Origin of the sequence: Frankia sp. CcI156 (assembly GCF_001983015.1) — a bacterium.
Classification (GTDB): Bacteria; Actinomycetota; Actinomycetes; order Frankiales; family Frankiaceae; genus Frankia; species Frankia casuarinae.
Window position 1 is genome coordinate 33,668 of the sequence record NZ_MOMD01000042.1, and the last position, 20,517, is coordinate 54,184.

The window sequence follows — 20,517 nt, forward strand, 5'->3', positions numbered from 1 at the left end:
ATCACGTCGGGGTGACCGCGATCGGTAGTGACGGGTCTGGGACTGTTCCTGGCTGTGACGGTCGCGATGGACTACGGGCCGCCGAGCGTGGAGAAGCCGCTCGGCGCGCTGCCCGTCGTGCGTGACTACCTGGCCCGCCTCGATGTCGCGGGCACGATCGACCGGCTCGCCCCGATGCGTGACAAGGTCAACCGGGCCACCCACGGCGACGTGATCGCCGCGCTGGTCGCCAACCGGCTGACCTCGCCGACCCCGCTGCTGCACGTCGAACGGTGGGCACGCCAGTGGGCGGTCGAGGAGATGTTCGGCCTCGCGCCGGACGTGTTGAACGACGACCGGGTCGGTCGGGCGCTGGACGCGCTCGCCCCGGTCTGCGAGGCCGTCGTCGGCTCGGTCGGCGCCGCGGCGATCACCGCGTTCGGCCTCGACGTGTCCCGGATCCACTGGGACATGACGTCGATCTCGCCGCACGGCGCCTACCCCGAGGCCGACGGCGACTACGCGACCCCGAAGTACGGCCATCCCAAGGACCGCCGCCCCGACCTCAAAAGGTCCAGACCGGGCCCGCGACCACCGGCGACGGCGGGATCCCGCTGGTCCACCGCGCCTACGACGGCGGCGCCGGTGAGGTCAGTCAGGTCTCCCAGGTCACCGCCGCGATACGCGCCCTGACCACGATCGCCGGCGAACGGCGGTTCCTGCTGGTCGGCGACAGCAAACTCGTCTCCTACCCCAACCTGACCGCGCTGACCTCCACGCCTGGGGTCACGTTCCTCGCGCCGGCACCGACGACGGCCGTGCCCGCGCAGGTCCTAGCCGCCCAGGACTGGGCCACCGCCACCCTCGTCGACCACGTCGCGGCGCGCGACCAGGACAAGCCGATCCACGCCCGGGCGACTTACCGGGCCCGCGAGGGCGTGACAACCCTGCGGGGGCCCCGCAAGACCGACGCGGCGGTCACCGTGCGCACGGTGTTCATCTGGTCGTCCRCGAACGACCAGGCCGCCAAAGCCGCCCGCGCACTCAAACTCGACCGCGCCCGCACCGACCTCGACACCCTCACCCGCGCCGCGGGCAGCCAGCACCTCTACCGCACCGAAGCCGCGGTKAAAGCCCGCCTGACCCTGCTGGCGACGAAACACCGCGTCACCCGCTACCTCGTCGCCGCCACCAGCGTCGATCCGGACACCGGGRAACCGGCCCTGACCTGGCACTTCGACTCCGCCGCGCTCGACGCCGAGGCCGCCACCGACGGCTGGTACGCCCTGCTGACCAACCTGCCCGACACCATCGGCCCCGCCGAGGTACTCGCCCGCTACAAAGGCCAGGAAGTCGTCGAACGTCGCTACGGCGCGTTCAAGGGCCCGCTCGCGGTCGCAGGCCGCACCGTGGGCGGGGTGCTGGACGGGCCGTCTGTGGACGGGGCGGCCCCGTTTCGGATCCCGGGAAGCTGCGCCGGGATGGACGGGCCGGGGCAGCCTCTGTCTCAGAGCCTGGGCGGCACCCGACTGCCGAGGTCAACCGGCGCGACGCGGTGATCAGGAAGACCTCTGCTGCGGGCGTACAGATCGGCATCGGCAGGGCTGCGGAACTCCGGCTCACCGACGATGATCCGGACAACTCGGCCGTTCACGTCCAGCTCGACCACACCCCAGCCMGGATGTGGCGTCCGGATCGGGAGCGGTGGGGAGTGAGCGCCGTCAACGGCCGCTCCGACCGGCTCCCTCCCCACCCCGGCCACCACGCCCTGTCCGACTCCGGAACGCAGCACGGCGCTGGACGACGACCGGTCAGGGCTGGGCTGGTGGYCCTCGGCGGGCGTCCGGCCGGCGGCCCCGGGTTCGTTCGTGGGTCTGGTCAYGTGGGCCCATGGCGAATAGATGCTTTCGTCATCTCCATGCATCTCTGAACAAGCGTCTCGATAAATGGGCGCGAGGTGAAGTCTCCCGGACCGCTTCTGCGGGTGGAGGCAGCATTGGGATCCCGACCGCCAGCTCAGTGTCCAAGATCGGGAAGTGGGTGGGACTAGCGGGTTATGACTCTGTAGAGAGTCCCCAGATTGCCGCGACACGAGCTCCACCCACAAGGTCACTGCACCGTYCCAGTACCGAACTTTCACTGAACTTGGCGGACCCAGACACCCATCCGCTTGCCGGGCTGCCCCCGGCTGCCAGACTCCAGGACATGGCGGAACTCGACGGCCACCCGGTCACCCCTGAGGCGCTCGCGGCGCTGGCCCTGACCAACCTCGGGCACTTCACCTCGATGCGCGTCGATGATGGCCGGGTACGGGGCCTGCCGCTGCACCTGAGCCGGCTGGTCCGTGACTGCCGCATCGTCTTTGYAGCCGACCTCGATCCGGAACACGTCCTGAAGCTGGTCCGTCACGCGGTCGGAGGCAGAACCGGCTCGCTCGTCGTCCGCGTCACCGTCTTCGACCCAGCACTGGAACTCGGGCACCCGGGTGCGACGGCCGCTCCACACATCCTGGTGACCACTCGACYGGTCGCGCCGACCGTGTTGCCGGCGCTACGCGTGAAGGCCTGCGTCTACTTGCGGGATCTTCCGATGGTGAAACACGTCGGCCTGTTCGGCTCTCTGTACCATCGCCGCGGTGCCCAACTCGACGGCTATGATGATGCGCTGTTCACCGATCCCACAGGAGTCGTCTCCGAAGGCGCCACCTGGAACGTCGGTTTCTTTGATGGCGACAACGTCATCTGGCCCAAAGCCGACGTCMTGCCTGGAGTAACCATGGGACTCCTGCAGCAGGTCGGCACTCACGTCACCGCCCCTGTTACCCTGGATATGCTCGGCAGCATGCAGGCGGCTTTTGCTACTAACACTTCGATCGGCGTCCGCCCGATCCACATGATTGATGGTGTGAACCTTCTCGACGACCATCCAATTCTACGGGAACTCCATGCCACCTATATCGCCATCCCCGGCGATTCCCTGGAGTAGGAAGCTCACGGATGGCTACCGTGATCCGCTGGACAGGACGAGAGATCCGGGCACTACGTCAGGCCAAACGGATGAGCCTGCAAGCATTCGCGGCACATATCGGCGTCAGCGAGCGCATGGTCTCGAAGTGGGAGGCCGGTAGCAACACCATCACCCCCCGGCCGGTCAATCAGGCAGCTCTCGACACCTCCCTCGCCTGCTCGCCGGCCTCCGTCCAGGAGCGTTTCGCACTCCTACTAACACCTCGACTTTCGTAGTTATGCGGCGGTGATCTCCCAGGCCAGTCGGAGGGTGTGGATTTCGGCTGGGGTGGGCTGTTCGGGGTGAGCGGGCTGGTATTTGGTGGCGATGAGGACGCGGCGGTGCTTGGCGAGCAGGTCGGCGGTCGAGGGCCGGGTCTTGGTGGTGTACCAGGGCGCGCGGGCGCGGTGCTCCGCGGCGTCGTCGTGGTGGTGGCCGGTGGTGAGGTACCAGGTGAAGGCGAGGGTCTGGCAGGTCAGGCCGAACGGGACGGCGCGTTGCGCGGCGGTGGCGAGCCGGTTGCGGGCCTGGCCGACGCCGACGAGTTGTTTGGCGTCTTCGATCGCGACCTCGTGTTCCCATCTTTGCCGGTAGGCCCCGGCCAGAGCGGTCGCGGTCGCCTCCCGCGGGTCACAGATCGTGGTGAGCAGGCCGRTGATCTCGTGTTTCCCGTCGCCCTCACGGTCGGGGACGTCGTACTCGACGAGGCGGGTGTAACGGGCTTTCGTCGGGTCCAGCGGCGCGCCGGCGCGGGCCGCGGTGACGAGGGTCTCCCGGGCCTTCCCGGTGACCTTCGGGTTGACCAGCACGGTCAGATAGGAACCGTCGGACAACGCGCGCAGCGGGGGCAGGCGCAGGGTGGCCTTGACCCGCCACAGCAGCGCCGCACCGGTGTCCGCCGCGGTGCACCAGTCCGCCCAYGAGTAGAAGTTACGGTCCGCGAGCAGCAGCCAGTCCGAGGCCAGCCGCGGGTAGACAGTCCGGGCCAGTGCCTGCTCGCTGGCGGGTTTCGCCCCACCGGCCGGGCCGAACGCGGCCAGGACCGGCGCGTGCGAGGCGCACTCGGACACGGTCACCGCGCGGACCTTCGGCAGTACCCCTGGCGCGTCGACGCGGCCGGCCGGTAGGCCGAACGCGGCGATGTTCTCCTTCGAGGCGGGGGCATCCCATTCCAGCCCGTCGATGCTCATCAGCCGCCACCGGCTCAGGAACGCCCCGACCGTGTCSAGGTCCGCGACCGGCCCGGCGACCTGACCGAACAGTTCGGCCAGCGGCGCCGCACCGAGCCGCTGGCGGGCCTTGGTCAGCCCTGACGAGGTCGGTTCCCACCGCGGCCCCACCACGTCGAGATCGGTGAGCGTGGCGGCGAGCCGGCGGGCGACCGTCTCGTAGTCGTCGTCCGCGAACAACGCGAGCGCCATCACGAAATAGGCCACGACCTGCGGGGGGATCGTCGTGTCGGAGCGCCGGGCACCCGCCCCGGTCGCCTCGATCGCCTCATCGACCGCATCACGCGGGACGAACGACGTCAGGACCCCCAGAGAGATCCAGTCCGTCAGCTGGCTACCCGCAACCGCCTCACTGTCCGCCACACACCCCGATCATGCCGGCAACCAGACAGAACAGCCGGAACCGACACACCGACGACCATCAAGATCCAGTTAGTGGAAGCGGCATTGGGACCCGAGCCCGTGACGCGGGGGTCCTGGGAAGAGCGAGTACCACGGCTCGTCCTCCGGAGAAGGCCGATCAGACGGCCAACCGTAAGAAGCGCGGCAGCGCCGGAGGTCGCCCGGTCCGCCACGACGCCGCGCTCTATAAAGACCGCAACACCGTGGAGCGCGGCATCAGCAAGATCAAGGAATGGCGGGGTCTGGCCACCCGCTACGACAAGACACCCGAAAGCTACGCCGCAGGACTCCACCTGCGCGGATCCATCCTCTGGCTACGCAGCCTGCCAACCCCATGATCCAAACTCGGAACAGATTCTAGCGGGATCCCGGCGTCGGCGCCCCGTTCGGGGGGCTCTGCGGCGAGGGCGCGCCCACCGTGGTCGGCGTGACATCGGATGCGGTCGTGGCGGGGGTCGGGGTCGTGTCGTCTGTCGGGGTCGTGTCGTCTGTCGGGGTCGTGGCGGGGGTCGGGGTCGTGGCGGGGGTCGGGGTCGTGGCGGGGGTCGGGGTCGTGGCGGGGGTCGGGGTCGGGATGGTCGTTCCGCTCGTGGCACCACCCGGCGCCGGGCTCGGGGGCCCCGGCGAGCCGATGCCGGTGCCGGCAGGGGTGGGAGTGCCGGGGGTGGGAGTGCTGAGGGCGGGCGCGGCGGTGGCCCCGGTCGCCGTGGGCCGAGGTGCGGAGAGCAGCGGCGCCACGTAGGGCGGGGGGGTGAGGGCGTCACCGGTCGGCACGATCGGAGAGATCTGGCGGACGGGTGAGGGGGCCCGGACCGGCGCTGGTGCCCGCGGGCCGAGCCTGCGCCTGACGTCGTCGATGAGATCCAGAGCCGCATGCGCCGGTCCGACCGAGCCCACGGGAAGCGATCTCAGCAGGTTCTTCAGCCCGCGGGACTGCTCGGTGGTGAAGGCGTTCACCGTGGTCCAGGCGTCCGTGTCCCCGGCGGCGACCCGGGCCAGCAGTACCTGCGTGCCGGCGCGCACCTCGGCGATCCAGTCCCGCAGCAGCGCGTTGACCAGCTCGGGGTCGAGGCGGTCCCCGTTGCCGGGGCCGGGCGGGTCGCTCGGCGCGTCGGGGCCATCGGATTCGCCGGCGTCGCCGGAGACGGCGGGTGTGCGGGGACCGGGAGGCCACGTCCCCGCAGTGGGTGACACCGCAGCGGGTGACACCGCGATGGTCGGTGACACCGCGATGGTCGGTGGTGCGGCGGTCGCCGTGGGGTTCACCACCGGCACCCGCGGGCTCGTCTCCGGAGCGCCGGCACCGGTTTCCGGGGCGATCACCCCGCCGTCGTTCACCGTGATCGTGCGCAGTTCGCTCATCCGCAAGCCGGCCATGCCCAGCCGGGTCTTCGCCCGCTCGACCGGATCGCGGACCAGCGACACCTGGAGGTCTTCGACCTGTCGTTTGACGCCGTACAGGGTATCGCCGGGTAGCGAGTCCCCCGAGCTGACCGCGAGGGCCGCCGTGGTGACGGCGGCGGTGAGTGCTCCGGCCAGCAGCGGCCGGGCGGCCCGGGTCATCCTGCCCCGGCCGGAGACACCGCAGGCAGAGACACCGCGGGCACCGGTCCGGCGTACCCACCGCGCGTCGACCGGATCGTTTCCCGGCAGGTCAGGATCGACGCCCTCGGGAGGCGTGCGTGCGGGACGGGTTCTTGTGGGACGGGCCTCGGTCTCGTGGCCCTTCACGGAGGTGCCGGGGGAAACGGCGGCGGGGGAACGGACGGGATCGCATGCCGGGGAGCCGGTGACGGCGGCGAACAGCTGTCCGCGCAGGGCGGCGTGCCGTGCCGGATGCAGCCGCGGTGACGGCAGGTCCCGGAGGGCCGCCACGGTGTCGATCAGCCGCGCGTCGGTCTCGTCATACGGGGGGCGCTGTCCGTCCAGCAGGTCGGCGACCCGCTCGGCCCGCCGTCCACCGCCGGCCATGCCCCGCCACGACGACTCCCGCCACCACGACGACTCCCGCCACCACGACGTCGGCCGCCGCGGGCCGGCGGGCCACCGGCCACGACCACGCGCTGCCTTCACGCCGTCGTCCCCCCGGGGAAGCGGTCGCGGATCTTTCGCCCACCGCGCGATTCGTTGCACAATATGATCAACCTGGTGGAGGATGGCGGCTCAGCCGAGGGGGTCCCACGTTGTGTTGACGTGCACGGTACTTCCTTTTTCGATTTTGCTCCCGGCCTTGGCGGACTGCGATGTCACCCGGTCGCCCGGCCCGCCGATCCAGCCGATACGGTCAATCTTCAACCCCCGGCGCTGCAGGATGTTCTCGGCTTCCCGGTAGCTCTTCCCGACCACGTTCGGCACCGGGACCTGGATCCCGCTGCCGTCGCCCCCGGAACCGTCACCGTTGTCGAACCCGTCGGCCTCGGCTACGGTGAGGGTGACGGTGCCGCCGGGTGAGATCGGCTGCCCCACGTCGGGAGAGACCCCGAAGACCTCACCGGGCTGCACGGCGTCGTTCACGGCGTCGGTGCGCTGCACCACGAGGCCGATGTTCAGGCCGACGAGCTCGGCCTTGGCCTCCTCGAACGACTTGCCGATGATGTCGGCCGGCACCGGCTTCGTCGCGGGGCCCGTCGAAGTGATCACGACGACCTGGTCCTTCGGCTTGAGCGCGGTGCCGGCCCCGGGGTTCGTACCGATCACATGGCCCGCCGGCACCGTGTCACTGGACTGTGGGCTCAGGCCGCCGAGGGTCAGGTCCACTTCGGCCAGCCGGGCCTTGGCCTGGGTCTCGGTGAGGTTCGCCAGGTCCGGCACGCGCACCGTCGCGGGGCCGGAGCTCAGCCGCAGGGTGATGAGCGCGCCCTTGTCGACCTTCSATCCGTCCCGGGGATCCTGCTGGGCGACGTGGCCGACCGGTACCGTGGCGCTGGCGACCGGGTCGAGGTAGGTGAACTGGAAGCCGGCGTCGCGCAGCATTTTCTCGGCGTCGGATCTGCTCAGGTTCGTCAGCAGCGGGACCTCGGTCCCTCCGCCGGACAGGGAACGGAACGCGAGGATCCCGAGCAGCAGGACCAGGACGGCCATGCCACCGACGACGACCGGGATGAGCCCTCGGGAGCGTGGCGATGCGGCGGCCCGTCGCCGCCCGCGCCCGCCACCGCCCCCGAGATAGGCCGTGGCGGTCGGCGAGGGCGGGGAGGCGGATCGATAGAGCGCGCCGGTGCCTGGCTGGCCCGGCCCGGCACCGGCGAACGCGCGCTCCGCGGCGGCCCCCGGCCCGGCGCCCCGGGAGTCGTCGTAGTCCTCGGCCTGGAACGGCTGGGTGTACCCGGGCTCCTGGGGGTACCCGGGCTCCTGGGGGTACCCGGGCTCCTGGGGGTACCCGGGCTCCCGGGCCCCTGAAGGCCGCTCGGCCAACCCGATCCGTTCGATCTCGCCGGTGAACCCGCTCGGGTAGGCGTCCTGCGGGGGCAGGAACGGCTCGATGCGCCGCAGCTCCGCCAGCAGKGCCGCACCATCGACCGGCCGGCGCGCCGGGTCGCGGGCGGTGGCCCGGAGAACAAGACCGTCCAGCTCGGCGGGAATGCCCTCGATCATGGTGGACGGCGCCGGCACGTCGCCGTGGACCGACTGGTAGGCCACCGACATCGGGGTGGCGCCGCTGTGCGGGAGCTGCCCGGTCAGGGATTCGAAGAGCACCACACCGGCGGCGTAGACGTCGCTGCGGGTGTCGGCGACGCCGTGGGTGACCTGCTCGGGGGCGAGGTACCCGACAGTGYCCATCACCACGCCGCCGGTGAGTGCCTGGGTGGGCTGGCTCACCGGACGGGCGAGGCCGAAGTCCGCGACCTTCACCTGGCCGTCGTCACCGAGCAGGATGTTCTCGGGCTTGATGTCGCGGTGGATGATGCCGGCGGCATGCGCGGCGGCGAGGGCCTCGATCACGGGCTCGATGATCTCGATGGCCTCGGTGACCGGGAGCCGACCCCGGGCGCCCAGGTGCTGGCGCAGCGACCGGCCGCGCACCAGCTCCATCACCAGGTAGTTGACCAGACCGACGGGGATGTGGTCGGAACCCTGGTCGAGGATGGAGACGACGCGCGGGGTGTTGAGCCGTGCCACGGCCTTGGCCTCGCGATGGAAACGGGTGACGAACTCCGGGTCGTGATTGAGAGTGGGATGCATGACCTTGAGGGCGACGAGCCGGTCCAGCCGGTTGTCGTGCGCGACGTACACCGTCGCCATCCCGCCGACGGCGAGCCGTTCCTGCGCCGTGTAGCGGCCGTCGAGAAGCCGACCTACGACGGGGTCGGCCACGGTGGCATCCACGAGGGAGAGTTTACGATCGTTGTCGAAGGATGCCGCTACCGAGCCCCGCGAGGTTAACCCGGATACGTCGTTCGAGCGAGAAGTACCTCGTCGCGCAGCATGGTGTCCACCGGGTGAAACCCGGGTGCCCACATTGAATCGGTTCTCAAGGCCGCGATGATCGTCGACGGGCGTGGATCAGTGTCGCAGATCGGCGTCGCAGATCGGCGTCGCGGCGGGACACCCGAAGCCGCGGCCAGGAAGCAGCGGTTACACTGTCGATTGCTCCGGGGAGCCCACGGACGTGGGCTGAGAGGCTGGCCAGTATCCCGTCGGCGACCCGTATACCCGATCGCGGTCATGCGCGCGTGGGGAGGATGAAAGATCGTGTCGCAGCACCCCCTACGTCCTGCCGGTTCCCGTCCCGGCGATTCTCCCCCCGACGGTTCCTGTCCCGATGGCCTCGCCGGTGAAGGTTCCGCCGTCGGCGGCGGGGGTGGTGGTGAGGCCGGACCCGGTGCCGCGGGGGCGGACGATCTCGTCATCGCCGGGCGGGCCTACGGCAGCCGGCTGCTGATCGGCACCGGGAAGTTCGCGAGTCACCGGGTGATGCGGGACAGCCTCGTCGCATCCGGTGCCACCATCGTCACCGTGGCGCTGCGCCGGGTCGACATCGGCCGGATCGGTGACGGCGACGTTCTCGACTTCATCCCGCCGTCGATGACCCTGCTGCCCAACACCTCGGGCGCGGTGGACGCGGCCGAGGCGCTGCGGCTGGCCCGCCTCGGGCGGGCGGCGACGGGCACCGGTCTGGTCAAGCTGGAGGTCACCCCGGATCCGCGCACCCTGGCGCCGGATCCGCTGGAGACCCTGCGCGCCGCCGAGCTCATGGTGGCCGACGGCTTCACGGTCCTGCCCTACTGTTCGGCCGACCCGGTGCTGGCCCGCCGGCTGGAGGAGGTCGGCTGCGCCACCGTGATGCCGCTGGGCAGCTGGATCGGCTCGAACCGCGGGCTGCGCACCCGGGACGCGATCGAGGCAATCGTGGCGAGCGCCGGGGTGCCGGTGGTCGTGGACGCCGGGCTCGGGGTGCCCTCGGACGCGGCCGAGGCGATGGAGATCGGCGCGGCCGCGGTGCTGGTCAACACCGCTATCGCGGTGGCCGCCGATCCGGCGCGCATGGCGCGGGCCTTCGCGCTCGCCACCGCCGCCGGCCGGTTGGGTTTCCTGGCCGGCCGAGGGGCTGCCGGCCCGGCCACGGTGGCGTCCGCCTCCTCCCCGCTCACCGGGTTCCTCGGCGCCCACCCGTCACCGGCGTCCCACCCGTCACCGGCGTCGCCCGTGCCCTCGGTGTCCCGGGCGACGTCCCCGGCTGCGGTGGTGGGCGAGGCGTCCAGGTGAGCGCCCCGCCAGGGGAGTTCGCGCGCGAACTTGCCGGTCACGACCTGGCCGGGCTGTCCGCGATGTCGCGGCGGGCCACGTCCGCCGAGGTGGACACGGTGCTGCGGCGGGTTCGGCCCGGATCCGGTGGGTCGGCCACCCCCCGGATCGGTCTCGCGGAGCTGGCGATCCTGCTCTCACCCGCGGCCACCGCCCGGTTGGAGGAGCTGGCGATTGCCGCCCGGGAGGCGACCCTGCTCCGGTTCGGTCGGGCGGTCCGGCTGTTCGCCCCGATGTACGTGTCGAACGCCTGCCTGTCGTCCTGCACCTACTGCGGCTTCGCCAAGGGCCTGCCGGTGGTGCGCCGCACGCTGGACCTTGAGGAGGTGGTGGCGGAGGGACGCCTGCTGGTCGACCGGGGGTTCCGTCATCTGCTGCTCGTCTCCGGCGAGCATCGCGTCGAGGTATCGGCCGACTACCTCGTCGCGGTGGTCGAGCGGCTACGGCCGATGTTCCCCTCGATCAGCATCGAGACCCAGACCTGGTCGGACGACACCTATGCCCGGCTGGTGCGTGCCGGGTTGGAGGGAGTCGTCCATTACCAGGAGACCTACGACCGGGCCCGCTACGCCGAGGTGCACGTCGCCGGCTGGAAGCGTGACTACGACCGGCGGCTGTCCTCGTTCGAACGGGCCGCGCGGGCCGGGGTGCGCCGGCTCGGGATCGGCGCGCTGCTCGGGCTCGCCCCGGACTGGCGCGCTGACGTGCTCGCGCTGGCCGCGCACGCCTCCTTTCTCTCCCGTCGCTACTGGCGGACCGAGGTCTCGATCGCGCTGCCGCGCATCAAGCCGAGTGCCAGCGGGTTYCCGCCGGTCGTCGTCGTTGACGACGCGGAGTTCGTCCAGGCGTACGCGGCCCTGCGCCTGTTCGAGCCGGACCTCGCGCTGTCRCTGTCGACCCGGGAGCCGGCGGTGCTGCGCGACGGGCTCGTCCGCATCGCCGTGACCACCATGAGCGCCGGCTCCTCCACCGAACCCGGCGGCTACACCACGCCCGGCACGGCCCAGGAACAGTTCTCGATCTCCGACGAGCGTTCGCCGGCACAGATCGCCGCGATGCTCGCCGAAGCCGGGTACGAGCCGGTGTGGAAGGACGCCTTTCCGCTTGTCGACCCGGTGCGGTGACGGCGGCCCGGCGTCGCGGGTCGTCGATAGTCTGCTCGAATGCAGCGAATAGTCGTCGTGGGCGCGGGAATGGCGGGGGGCCGGGCCGCCGCCGAGGTGCGCGCGCGTGGTTTCGCGGGAGAGGTGATCCTGCTCGGGGCGGAGCCGCACCGGCCCTACGATCGTCCGCCGCTGTCCAAGGCGGTGCTCTCCGGCCGCATCGACGACACGACGTTGCCCTTCGACCTCGACGGGGTCGAGGTGCGCCTCGGACGGCGGGCGACGGGCCTGCGACCGGGCACTGTGGAGACCGACGCGGGGCCGCTGGACTACGACGGCCTGGTGCTGGCGACGGGAGCCGACCCGGTAACCCTGCCGGGCGACGGCCCACAGCGGGTCCTGCGTTCCATTGACGACGCCCGGGATCTGCGTGGCGCCCTGCGTCCCGGCGTCCGGCTCGTCATCGTTGGTGCCGGCTGGATCGGCGCGGAGGTCGCCACGGCGGCGGCAGCGATCGGTGCCGAGGTCACCGTCGTGGAGGCAGCCGCCTCGCCGCTGTTCGCCGCGCTCGGCGCGCAGGTGGGCCGGTGCACGATCGCGTGGTACGCCCGGGCCGGGGTTACCCTGCGCCTGGCCACGGCCGTGGAGCGGGTCACCCCCGACGGGCTGGTGCTGGCTGGCGGTGAGGAGCTGATTGCGGACGAGGTTGTCGTCGGCGTCGGGGTGCGGCCCGGCACCGCCTGGCTCGCCGGTTCCGGGCTCGCCCTCGACCGGGGAGTCGTGGTTGACGAGCATCTCGCCGCCCGGTGKACCCATGGTGCCGACGGTGCCGACGGCGACCGGCCGCCGGTGGTCGCGGTCGGTGACTGTGCTGCTTGGTGGTCGCGTCGCTACGGTCGGCGGCTGCGGGTCGAGCACTGGGACTGCGCCCAGCAGTCGCCCGCGGTCGCGGTCAGCACGCTGCTCGGCGGGGAGGCCGTCTATGACCCGGTGCCCTACTTCTGGTCGGAACAGTTCGGCCGCATGGTGCAGTTCGCGGGACTCCCTTCGGCAGAGGCTGCCCCGGTGTTCCGGGGCGATCCGGGCGTCGTCGTGCCGCCCGACGGCGGGCGTCCGTCTGGCTGGTCGGCCGGGTGGTTCGCCCCGGACGGCCGTCTCGAGGCGCTGGTCACTGTGGGGCGCCCGATGGACATGGTCGCCGGTCGCCGGTTGATGGCGGCCGACGGTATCCCGGATCGGGAGCGTTTCGCYGATATCTCCGTGTCGATGAAGGAACTGGCCGCGGCAAGTCGATGACGCCCGGTGACGACCCGGTGTTCCCGGTGCTCCGGATTTTCCAGGCGTTCCAGGCGTTCMAGGCGTTCCGATCGGCCGGACGGCGGGATTTCTGGATATCAGGATCATTGGTACTCTTGCCCGGCATTGCGTTATGTATGCATCCTTGTGTAAATCTTTGCGCGGATCTTTATTTGGATCTTTGTTTGATGACCCCAATCGCCGGAACGTCGGGAACAGTCACTAGAGTGCGGAGACGTGCCTCGCATTCACCTGGTGTCGAACCTGGCCGGTGTGAACGCGCTCGGCGACCATTTGCGGGCAGCGGGTCTCGGCCCGACCTCGGCACGGTCGGCCGACGCGCTTCTCGTGCTCATCGACCGTCCGCTCGACCACGTCGAGCAGGAGTTGCTGGACCGGGCCCGGCAGACCGTCCCGGTCCTGCTCGCCGGGCCGACCATGCGGGCGCTGCCGCCGGGAAGTCCGCTCATCGAGGCGTCCGGTTTCATCCCGGGGCGGACCACCGCGCCCTACGACCTGCGGTTGACCGTCGGGCCGCAGGGCGGCGCGGTCATGGCCCGGTCCGCGGACTTCCGCCCCCGGGAGAGCTGGATCATCCCCGACAAGATTGCCGACGACGTGGAGCGGCTGCTCCTGGTCCGGCACGAGATGGGCGAGCATCCCGTCTGCACCTGGCGGCCCTCCACGGGCCTCGGCATATTCACCCTGGGTACCGGTCCCGCCGTGCTCGCCGATCCCGCCTACCAGCGGCTCGTGGGACGTTGGCTGCGGCACTGCCTCGGCGTGCTCGACGCCGCGCCGGCCAGGGTCGGGCTGCTGGGCACCCCGGACATCACCGGGACGCACCACTCGGCGGTGGACGCGACCGAGGGCCTGGAACTCGCCGCCCTCTGCGACGGCGGTGCCGGCCGGCTCCCGGCGCACGCGGCGGGTCGCCCGCCGCGCCGCGTCGACGACCCGGACGACCTGGTCAACGATCCGGATCTCGGGGTCGTCATCGTGGCCACACCGACCCACACCCGTCTCGAATGGGCTGGTCGTGCGCTGGAGGCCGGCAAGCACGTCGTCGTGCACGCCCCGCTCTGCCTGTCGACCCCGGACGCCGACCAGCTCGCGGAGCTCGCGGAGGCCCGGTCCCTGGTGCTCGCGGTGTATCCGGAGGGTCGGGACGACCCGGGCTACCGGGCGGTCCGCGCCRCCGTGCACCGCGGCGCCGTCGGCGAGCCGCTGCGGCTGGACGCCCACCGGGGCGGCTTCCGCCGGCCAGCCGGCACCTGGCACGACGACGAGCGGATCAGTGGTGGGCAGCTCCATGATCGGGGCAGCGCCTGCGTTGACCAGATCCTCGCCCTCGTTGACGAGCCCGTCGAATGGGTCAGCGCGTCCACCGTCAAGCGGGTCTGGCACCACGTCAGCAACGCTGACCACAGCCGGCTGCTGCTGCGTTTCGCGAGTGGGGCCGAGGCGCAGGTCACGGTCTCCGATCTGACGGTGGCCCGGCGCCCGCGGTTCGAGGTGCTCGGGTCCACCGGCTCGCTGATCCTGGACGGGGCTTTCCGGGACGGCGGGGCTTTCCGGGACGGGGAGGGGAAGCTGGTGCCGCGGTTGGGACGGCACGCCGGTCGTCGGTCCGAGGTCGAGGCCGAGGCCGAGATACTCGAGGCGGAGGCGGGGTCGCTCGTGCTGATCACCCATGACGGGGTGCGCAGCCACATCCCGCTGGCACCCACCTCGGGCAGTACGTTTCACCGGGACCTGGCGGACTGTCTCGTCTCGGGCTGGCCGCTGTCCGGCTACGGCGTGCAGACCGCCCGTCCGGTGGTCGCGGTGTTGGAGGCGGCGGTGCGCTCGGCGGCCGCGGGCGGCGCCCAGGTGGCTGCGCTCTGACCCGTTCCGGCCGGACCGTCCCGGCCGGAAACCGCCTGGTCATCCCCTCGCCGAGGGGCGCGGCCAACGTCCGCGGCCGCGCCGGCACCATACGACGCCATCGAGACTTAGGTGTTTACTCTTGACCATGGACTGGCTGACCCTGCCTGACGTCGCCGATCAGCTGCAGGTTCCCGTGACCCGTGTCCGGCAGATGGTGCGCGACCGGACGCTACTGGCCCGGCGGGAGGGGGGCGTCCTGCGGGTGCCTGCCGATTTCATCCGGGACGGCGCCGTCGTCAAGGGGCTGCCCGGCTTGCTCACGGTGCTGGCCGACGCGGGGTTCACYGATGAGGATGCGCTCGACTGGATCTTCCGGGAGGATCCGAGTCTGCCGGGCACCCCCATGCAGGCACTTATCGAGAACCGTGGCAAGGAGGTCAAACGGCGGGCCCAGGCGTCGGCCTTCTAGCCCCGGCCCGGTCCCGGCCGTACCCACCGCCCGCACGGCGGGCGCTGCTCCCGTAGGGTCGAAAAATGGTCGATCGTCCGCCGCACTTGCACCCGCGTGCGCACCCGGAGCCGCTCGCCCGGGCGCGGGTCGTCGTCAATGGTGCGCCGCGGGGCATCCCGGGTGGCCAGCCGCTGCCCGACCTGCTCGCCGAGCTGGGCCTGCCGTCTGGTTCGGTGGTGGTCGAGCACAATGGCGTGGCTCTGACGCCGTCCGAGATTCCCGCCGTCCGGCTCGCCGACGGCGACATTTTGGAGATCGTGCGTGCTGTCGCCGGAGGTTGAGGGATCGTCGCCGCGCGCCGGTGGGCCAGCCCGGGCGGACCGGTTGCGGCGGCTGGCCGACGCCCGCCTGTACCTGTGCACGCCGCGTCGGGCCGAGTTCGACGCCTTCCTGAGCGCCGTGGTCGGCACGCCCGAGGCCCCCGGGGTCGATCTGATCCAGCTCCGGGAGAAGGGGCTCGAATGGGACGAGGAGCTCGGCGGGCTGCGGCGGGTGCAGGCCGCCGCCGGCGCCAGGGGAGTGCTGGTCAGCGCGAATGACCGCGCCGACCTCGCCGCCTTCGCCGGGGTCGACATCCTGCACGTCGGTCAGGGCGACATCCCGCCGCGGTTTGCCCGGCGCCTGGTGGGCCCGGACGTGCTGATCGGACAGTCGACGCACGATCCCGACCAGTTCCTCGCGGCGCTCGCCGACCCCGACGTCGACTACGTGTGCGTGGGGCCGGTGCACGCCACGCCCACCAAGGAGGGCCGGCCGCCGGTCGGCCTGGGTCTGCCCCGGCTGGCCGCGCGGCACGCTCCTCCGTTCGCTCCGGGCGTGAAGCCGTGGTTCGTCACCGGTGGCGTCGGTCCGGATACCCTGGATCAGATTCTTGCGACGGGAGCGCGCCGCGTGGTGGTCGTGCGGGGCCTCACCGGGGTCGAGGATCCGGCCGCGAGCGCTGTTGCCCTCGCTCGGCGTCTGAGAGCTGTCTGAGAGTTGTCGATGCGCCGTCCGAGCCGCCGATGCGCCATCTGAGCTACCTCGCGGTCCTGGCGGGATGCCTGCTCGGAACGGCGCCGCTTGAGGTGTTTCTGGGCACCCGGGTGTACGCCCGGCCGGTTCGGCTGCTGCTGACCCTCGCCCCCGTCATCGTGATCTTCGTTGTCTGGGACCTGTTCGCCGTCTCCGCGGGGCACTGGAGCTTCGACCGGCGCCGCATCACCGGGATCCTGCTTCCGGGGGGCCTTCCCCTGGAGGAGCTGCTGTTCTTCGCCGTGGTGCCGATGTGYGCGATCCTGACGCTGGAGGCCGTGCGCGCGGTGCGGGGCTGGGACGTCGGCGACGAGCCCGCCCATCCGAGCGCGACGCGTTCCGATGGGACTCCCGATGGTGATCGGCCGTGAGCTACACGGCCCTGGCGGTCGTCGGGGTCGCGTTGGCGATCGCGATGGACCTGTGGGTCCTGCGGACCCGGCTGCTGACCCGGCGGGTTTTCTGGACTTCCTATGCGATCATCGCGTTGTTCCAGTTGATCTCCAATGGGATCCTCACCGGGTTCGGCATCGTCGTCTACGACCCCCGCCGGATCCTCGGCCCGCGGATCGCGCACGCTCCGGTCGAGGATCTGCTGTTCGGCTTCGCGCTGGTGACCCAGACGTTGGCATGGTGGGTCTGGTGGGGGCGCCGGCTGCGGGGCGGGCCGCCCGGCAGGCCTCGCAGCCGGCGGACCGGGGAGAGCCGGGAGGCCAGCGACAACGGCGACAACGGCGACAACGGGGTCAATGGGGAGAATCGGGGCATCCCGTCTCGACCCGAGGGCCGAGAGAGATCTCGGCGTACTTCGTGACGGAAACGAGCGAATTGGTCCCCTAGCGAGAATCCGTCGGCTTAATCTCGTCACGATGACGCATGATGGTGCGGGGGGCCCGGGATCGCCGGGACGTCACCGTTCTCCCTGGGGGCGTTCAGGCCGGATCCTGCCGATCCGGTGGGGACGCATCATCGCTGTGGTGGCTGTGTTGGTCGTCATCGTTGCGGGTCTGGTGGTTGTGCGTGGGCGGATGGCCGGCGACCATCGTGCGGGTTCCTCCGGAGGCAGGCCGGGTGCGCCGGTCGCAGCGCCGGCACCCACGCCCGGTGACGAGGACGGGCCGGCGGACGTGACGGCGGCCCCGGTCACTGCCCGGCCGGGTGCCGGTCCGGCCCTTTCCACCGCGTCCGCGGCCTCCCCGAGCACCGGCATCGGGTCGGTTTCGCCACGGGTTGCCCCGACCGCCGCGAGGCCGCGGACCGGACCGCCGCCCGGGTCACCGGCCGTCCCGGTCGCTGCGCGGCCCGCCGGCCCGGCCCTAAGCCTGAGCTCGACCAGGGTCGACCTGGGTGACGTCGACTCCGTCTGGCGGCTTGACCTGCGTGGCGAGGGCACGGCGCCGGTCGACGTCGTGATCGGCGCCAGCCCGTCCTGGCTAACCGTGGTGCCCGGCCGGTCGCGGATCGATCCGGGGGCCGTCGTCCCCCTGGTGATCACTCTTGATCGGGCGGCGGCACCGTCCGGACCGATCGATGTGACCGTTCCAGTCAGGCCCCGCAAGGGTGATGGCGGGGGCGACGTGCGGGTCACCGCCAGGGTCGACGGCTCGCCACAGGTGGTGTCGATGGTCGCGGCGCCGACGACGCTGTACCCGTCCGGCTGCGCGCCGGCCGCGAGGGTGACCGCGTCCCCGGTGACCGCGTCCCCGGTGACCGCGTCCCCGGTGACCGCGTCCCCGGTGACCGCGTCCCCGGTGACCGCGTCCCCGGTGACGGTGTCCACGGTGACGGTGTCCGTCGTGGACGCGACCGGCATCTTCGCCGCGGAGCTCGTGGTGAACCTCCCCGACGGAGGCAGGGCTAGTGTGTCGCTGGTCCTTGACCGGGCGACGGGTAACCGGTCGACGTGGTCCGGCCCGGTGGGCCCGGCCCGTGTGGCCGGGGCGATCACCTACACGGCCACGGTGACCGATCTCGACGGGCGGCGCTCCCGGGCACCGGGATCCCTCACCGTTCTGCCCTGCCCCTCCTGACCGGCGCGGTGACGGTGACGGCGGTGACGGCGGTGACGGCGGTGGGAAAGTATGGCGCCGCCCGGTTCGGGGGGTACCGGGCGGCGCGGTATAGCATGACAGGTTGGCCGGGACGCGCCAAGGTTCCGTCGGGTGGCGCAGGCCCAGAGACGGGTGCCGCAGGCCCGGGGCGCCGCGGTACGCGATGCACGCGCCGTCGGGCGCCGGAGAAAACGGGTGGGTGAGGTCGTGGACGCTGCTCTCGGGGATGTCGGTGTGCCGCGTCAGACCGGGCCGCAGCCGGCCGTGGAGCGGGCCGGCCGGGACGGTGCCGCGCGGTGGCGTCGGCCCCTGCCACCGGTCGAGCAGGTGCGTCCGGGACTGTGGAGTATTCCCGTCCCGTTGCCCTGGGCCAAACCGGCGCACGTGTTCGTGTACGTTTTCGAGACCTCCACGGGCCCGTTCCTGATGGACGCGGGCTGGGACTTCGACGAGGCGTTCGACGAGCTGCAGGCCGGACTGGCGATGATCGGGATGTCGGTGGCCGACGTGCGGGGCGTCGTGGTGACCCATGCGCACCTGGACCACTACGGCCTGGCGAACCGGATCCGGGAGGCATCCGGGGCGTGGGTCTCGTTGCATCGCCTGGACGAGGCGATGCTCCGGCACTTCGAACATGGTTACGCCGACCGGATCTCCGAGCTGATGATMCGGGCCGGGGCGCCCGCCGAGATGACCGAGCGGCTGCTGGCGGGCTACCAGCAGCCGGCCCCGGGCCTATCGCGACCCGACATCCTCCTCGAAGACGGCGACCGGCCGGACATCCCGGGCTGGGATCTCACCGCGCTGTGGACACCGGGCCATTCGCCGGGACACCTCTGCTTCTGGGAGCCGACCAACCGGCTGCTGTTCTCCGGGGACCACGTCCTGCCCTCGACGGCGGTCGGGGTATCCGCGCCGGAGGAGGCCGTTCCTGATCCGCTGGGGGACTACCTGCGTTCGCTGGCCCGGCTGCGGAGCCTGCCGGCCGAGGAGGTGCTGCCGGCGCACGAGTACCGGTTCACCGGGCTGGAGCGCCGGCTCGCGGAGCTCGACGCGCATCACGCCGGCCGGCTGTCCGAGGTCGTCGAGGGACTGCGCGCGGGTGCCTCGCGGGTCTGGGACGTCGCCGGATACGTGACCTGGCATCGGCCGTTCCGCAACCTGCGGGGGGTGGCGCTGCAGAACGCCGTGATGGACACGATGTCGTACCTCGCGACGCTGGAGGCAACCGGCGCGGCGCGTTCCGAGCCGGGAACACCAGACCGGTGGCGCCTGATCGAGCCGTAGGGCCCGCCGGTCGGCAGGGCGGGGACCATTCGTACTAAGGTGAGGATATGACCTCCGTGTCGCTGTCCAAGGGCGGCAATGTCTCGCTGAGTAAGGTCGCCCCCAACCTCACTGCCGTGACGGTGGGCCTGGGGTGGCAGGTGCGGCAGACCACCGGTGCCGCCTACGATCTCGACGCCAGCGCGATCATTGTGAATGACGCCGGCCAGGTCCTCTCCGACGGCTATTTCGTGTTCTTCAACAATCTGGTGAGTCCGGACGGTGCGGTGAAGCACCTGGGTGACAACCTGGTCGGTGGCGGCGGCGGTGACGACGAGCAGATCAACGTCGACCTGCGGATGCTGACCCCGCAGGCGGCGAAGGTCGTGTTCACCGTGTCCATCTACGATGCCGACTCGCGTCGGCAGGCCTTCGGCCAGATCCGCAACGCGTTCATCCGGGTGACGGACGCGACGAACGGCGCGGAGGTGGCCCGCTACGACCTCACCGAGGACGCCTCCACGGAGACGGCGATGATCTTCGGTGAGCTGTACCGCTACGGTGGGGAATGGAAGTTCCGCGCTGTCGGTCAGGGATACGCCTCCGGGTTGCGCGGGATCGCCTTGGACTTCGGCGTCAACGTCTCCTGACCGCCCGGGCCTCGTGACCGCCCGGGCTCAGACCCGGCGCCATCCGGTTGCGGGGCGGGCGTTGCCGATCGTTGGCACGATCCGGGAGCGGGCACCTCGCGGCGCGACGACCATAACGCGCACAGAGCGTGTGTTGGCGTCGATCCGGTAGAGGRTCCGCCAGGTCCGCCCGCTGGCCTCGTGCATGCCGACCTGCTCGCCGGGGATCGGAGTGCCGGCCTTGCGCGGATCGTCGCGCAGGGCACCGTCGAGGAACCGACGGACCTCGCCGCGGGTGAGCTCGGCCAGCTTCGACAGGTCCCGCTCGGCCGAGGCGGACAGCGTCACCTCGTGCTTGTCACTCACCGCCGGCTCCAGCCCCGGCGGCCAGCCGTCCCCCGGCGGCCGGAAGCGGGG

The 20,517-nt window shown here is 71.4% G+C and carries 19 protein-coding genes, 2 pseudogenes and 1 riboswitch; of the genes and pseudogenes, 17 read left to right on the forward strand and 4 right to left on the reverse strand.

Annotated features, from left to right (window positions below):
- Nucleotides 1-27 precede the first annotated feature (27 nt).
- The 4 genes from CcI156_RS27020 to CcI156_RS15970 all read left to right on the forward strand — a co-directional run bounded on the left by CcI156_RS27020 (nucleotide 28) and on the right by CcI156_RS15970 (nucleotide 3,221).
- Nucleotides 28-672, forward strand: coding sequence for a DUF4277 domain-containing protein (locus CcI156_RS27020; RefSeq protein WP_023841265.1), 645 nt, complete (start codon nucleotides 28-30; stop codon nucleotides 670-672).
- Between the two features lie 125 nt (nucleotides 673-797).
- The gene (locus CcI156_RS27025; RefSeq protein ID WP_254847457.1) at nucleotides 798-1,538 is read left to right on the forward strand and encodes a hypothetical protein; all 741 of its coding nucleotides are present in this window, start codon (nucleotides 798-800) and stop codon (nucleotides 1,536-1,538) included.
- 646 nt (nucleotides 1,539-2,184) lie between these two features.
- Entirely contained in the window at nucleotides 2,185-2,964 is a 780-nt protein-coding gene (locus CcI156_RS15965; RefSeq protein ID WP_076806552.1) for an aminotransferase class IV family protein, read from the forward strand.
- An 11-nt stretch (nucleotides 2,965-2,975) separates the two neighbouring features.
- Nucleotides 2,976-3,221 carry a helix-turn-helix domain-containing protein gene (locus CcI156_RS15970; protein WP_011437466.1) on the forward strand — a complete coding sequence of 82 codons (246 nt, stop codon included), beginning with the start codon at nucleotides 2,976-2,978 and terminating at the stop codon, nucleotides 3,219-3,221.
- Here the strand turns inward: CcI156_RS15970 and CcI156_RS15975 are convergent, their stop codons facing one another.
- The gene (locus CcI156_RS15975; RefSeq protein WP_023841267.1) at nucleotides 3,222-4,577 is read right to left on the reverse strand and encodes an IS4 family transposase; all 1,356 of its coding nucleotides are present in this window, start codon (nucleotides 4,575-4,577) and stop codon (nucleotides 3,222-3,224) included.
- Between the two features lie 134 nt (nucleotides 4,578-4,711).
- Between CcI156_RS15975 and CcI156_RS15980 the strand changes: the two are divergent.
- Nucleotides 4,712-4,954 (forward strand): annotated as a pseudogene (locus tag CcI156_RS15980) (IS5/IS1182 family transposase); the annotation flags it as partial.
- A 19-nt stretch (nucleotides 4,955-4,973) separates the two neighbouring features.
- Here the strand turns inward: CcI156_RS15980 and CcI156_RS24165 are convergent.
- Nucleotides 4,974-6,689: a DUF5667 domain-containing protein gene (locus CcI156_RS24165; protein WP_011437463.1), complete on the reverse strand. Its 1,716-nt coding sequence runs from the start codon at nucleotides 6,687-6,689 to the stop codon at nucleotides 4,974-4,976.
- Nucleotides 6,690-6,779: 90 nt separating this feature from the next.
- Nucleotides 6,780-8,930, reverse strand: a complete 2,151-nt coding sequence (locus CcI156_RS15990; RefSeq protein WP_254847458.1) for a Stk1 family PASTA domain-containing Ser/Thr kinase — start codon at nucleotides 8,928-8,930, stop codon at nucleotides 6,780-6,782.
- 269 nt (nucleotides 8,931-9,199) lie between these two features.
- A riboswitch (TPP riboswitch) is annotated at nucleotides 9,200-9,313 on the forward strand.
- Here CcI156_RS15990 and CcI156_RS15995 point away from each other — a divergent pair.
- The 12 genes and pseudogenes from CcI156_RS15995 (at nucleotide 9,309) to CcI156_RS16050 (ending at nucleotide 20,121) form a co-directional block, all read left to right on the forward strand.
- Nucleotides 9,309-10,322 (forward strand): thiazole synthase, encoded by a 1,014-nt coding sequence (locus CcI156_RS15995; RefSeq protein WP_023841270.1) that lies wholly within the window; start codon nucleotides 9,309-9,311, stop codon nucleotides 10,320-10,322. Its footprint overlaps the riboswitch before it by 5 nt.
- Nucleotides 10,319-11,485, forward strand: a complete 1,167-nt coding sequence (gene thiH, locus CcI156_RS16000; RefSeq protein WP_011437460.1) for a 2-iminoacetate synthase ThiH — start codon at nucleotides 10,319-10,321, stop codon at nucleotides 11,483-11,485. The genes CcI156_RS15995 and thiH overlap by 4 nt, the downstream gene beginning before the upstream one ends.
- A gap of 39 nt (nucleotides 11,486-11,524) precedes the next feature.
- Nucleotides 11,525-12,760: an NAD(P)/FAD-dependent oxidoreductase gene (locus tag CcI156_RS16005; RefSeq protein ID WP_076806555.1), complete on the forward strand. Its 1,236-nt coding sequence runs from the start codon at nucleotides 11,525-11,527 to the stop codon at nucleotides 12,758-12,760.
- Between the two features lie 237 nt (nucleotides 12,761-12,997).
- Nucleotides 12,998-14,647: a Gfo/Idh/MocA family protein gene (locus tag CcI156_RS16010; RefSeq protein WP_076806557.1), complete on the forward strand. Its 1,650-nt coding sequence runs from the start codon at nucleotides 12,998-13,000 to the stop codon at nucleotides 14,645-14,647.
- Between the two features lie 127 nt (nucleotides 14,648-14,774).
- Entirely contained in the window at nucleotides 14,775-15,098 is a 324-nt protein-coding gene (locus CcI156_RS16015; RefSeq protein ID WP_023841271.1) for an Rv2175c family DNA-binding protein, read from the forward strand.
- Nucleotides 15,099-15,163: 65 nt separating this feature from the next.
- The gene (thiS, locus tag CcI156_RS16020; protein WP_011437456.1) at nucleotides 15,164-15,421 is read left to right on the forward strand and encodes a sulfur carrier protein ThiS; all 258 of its coding nucleotides are present in this window, start codon (nucleotides 15,164-15,166) and stop codon (nucleotides 15,419-15,421) included.
- Complete coding sequence (locus CcI156_RS16025) at nucleotides 15,402-16,115, forward strand: thiamine phosphate synthase (protein WP_023841272.1); 714 nt, start codon at nucleotides 15,402-15,404, stop codon at nucleotides 16,113-16,115. The genes thiS and CcI156_RS16025 overlap by 20 nt, the downstream gene beginning before the upstream one ends.
- Before the next feature lie 29 nt (nucleotides 16,116-16,144).
- Nucleotides 16,145-16,525, forward strand: a complete 381-nt coding sequence (locus CcI156_RS16030; RefSeq protein WP_011437454.1) for a lycopene cyclase domain-containing protein — start codon at nucleotides 16,145-16,147, stop codon at nucleotides 16,523-16,525.
- A pseudogene (locus CcI156_RS27815) lies at nucleotides 16,522-16,809 on the forward strand (lycopene cyclase domain-containing protein); the annotation flags it as partial. The gene CcI156_RS16030 and the pseudogene CcI156_RS27815, both read left to right, overlap by 4 nt.
- Before the next feature lie 322 nt (nucleotides 16,810-17,131).
- Nucleotides 17,132-18,184: a hypothetical protein gene (locus tag CcI156_RS16040; RefSeq protein ID WP_175455943.1), complete on the forward strand. Its 1,053-nt coding sequence runs from the start codon at nucleotides 17,132-17,134 to the stop codon at nucleotides 18,182-18,184.
- Between the two features lie 216 nt (nucleotides 18,185-18,400).
- Nucleotides 18,401-19,492 (forward strand): MBL fold metallo-hydrolase, encoded by a 1,092-nt coding sequence (locus tag CcI156_RS16045; RefSeq protein ID WP_011437451.1) that lies wholly within the window; start codon nucleotides 18,401-18,403, stop codon nucleotides 19,490-19,492.
- Nucleotides 19,493-19,539: 47 nt separating this feature from the next.
- Entirely contained in the window at nucleotides 19,540-20,121 is a 582-nt protein-coding gene (locus CcI156_RS16050; protein ID WP_011437450.1) for a TerD family protein, read from the forward strand.
- Between the two features lie 27 nt (nucleotides 20,122-20,148).
- On the opposite strand, the gene CcI156_RS16055 is transcribed toward CcI156_RS16050, so the two are convergent.
- A complete protein-coding gene (locus CcI156_RS16055) occupies nucleotides 20,149-20,466 on the reverse strand; it encodes a cytotoxic translational repressor of toxin-antitoxin stability system (RefSeq protein ID WP_076806560.1) in 318 nt (105 codons plus the stop codon).
- Nucleotides 20,467-20,517: the final 51 nt, after the last annotated feature.

Coding starts and splice junctions, on each gene's coding strand:
- CcI156_RS15970 (WP_011437466.1), top strand. CDS start 2,976: ATGGCTACCGTGATCCGCTGGACAGGACGAGAGATCCGGGCACTACGT.
- thiS (WP_011437456.1), top strand. CDS start 15,164: ATGGTCGATCGTCCGCCGCACTTGCACCCGCGTGCGCACCCGGAGCCG.
- CcI156_RS16050 (WP_011437450.1), top strand. CDS start 19,540: ATGACCTCCGTGTCGCTGTCCAAGGGCGGCAATGTCTCGCTGAGTAAG.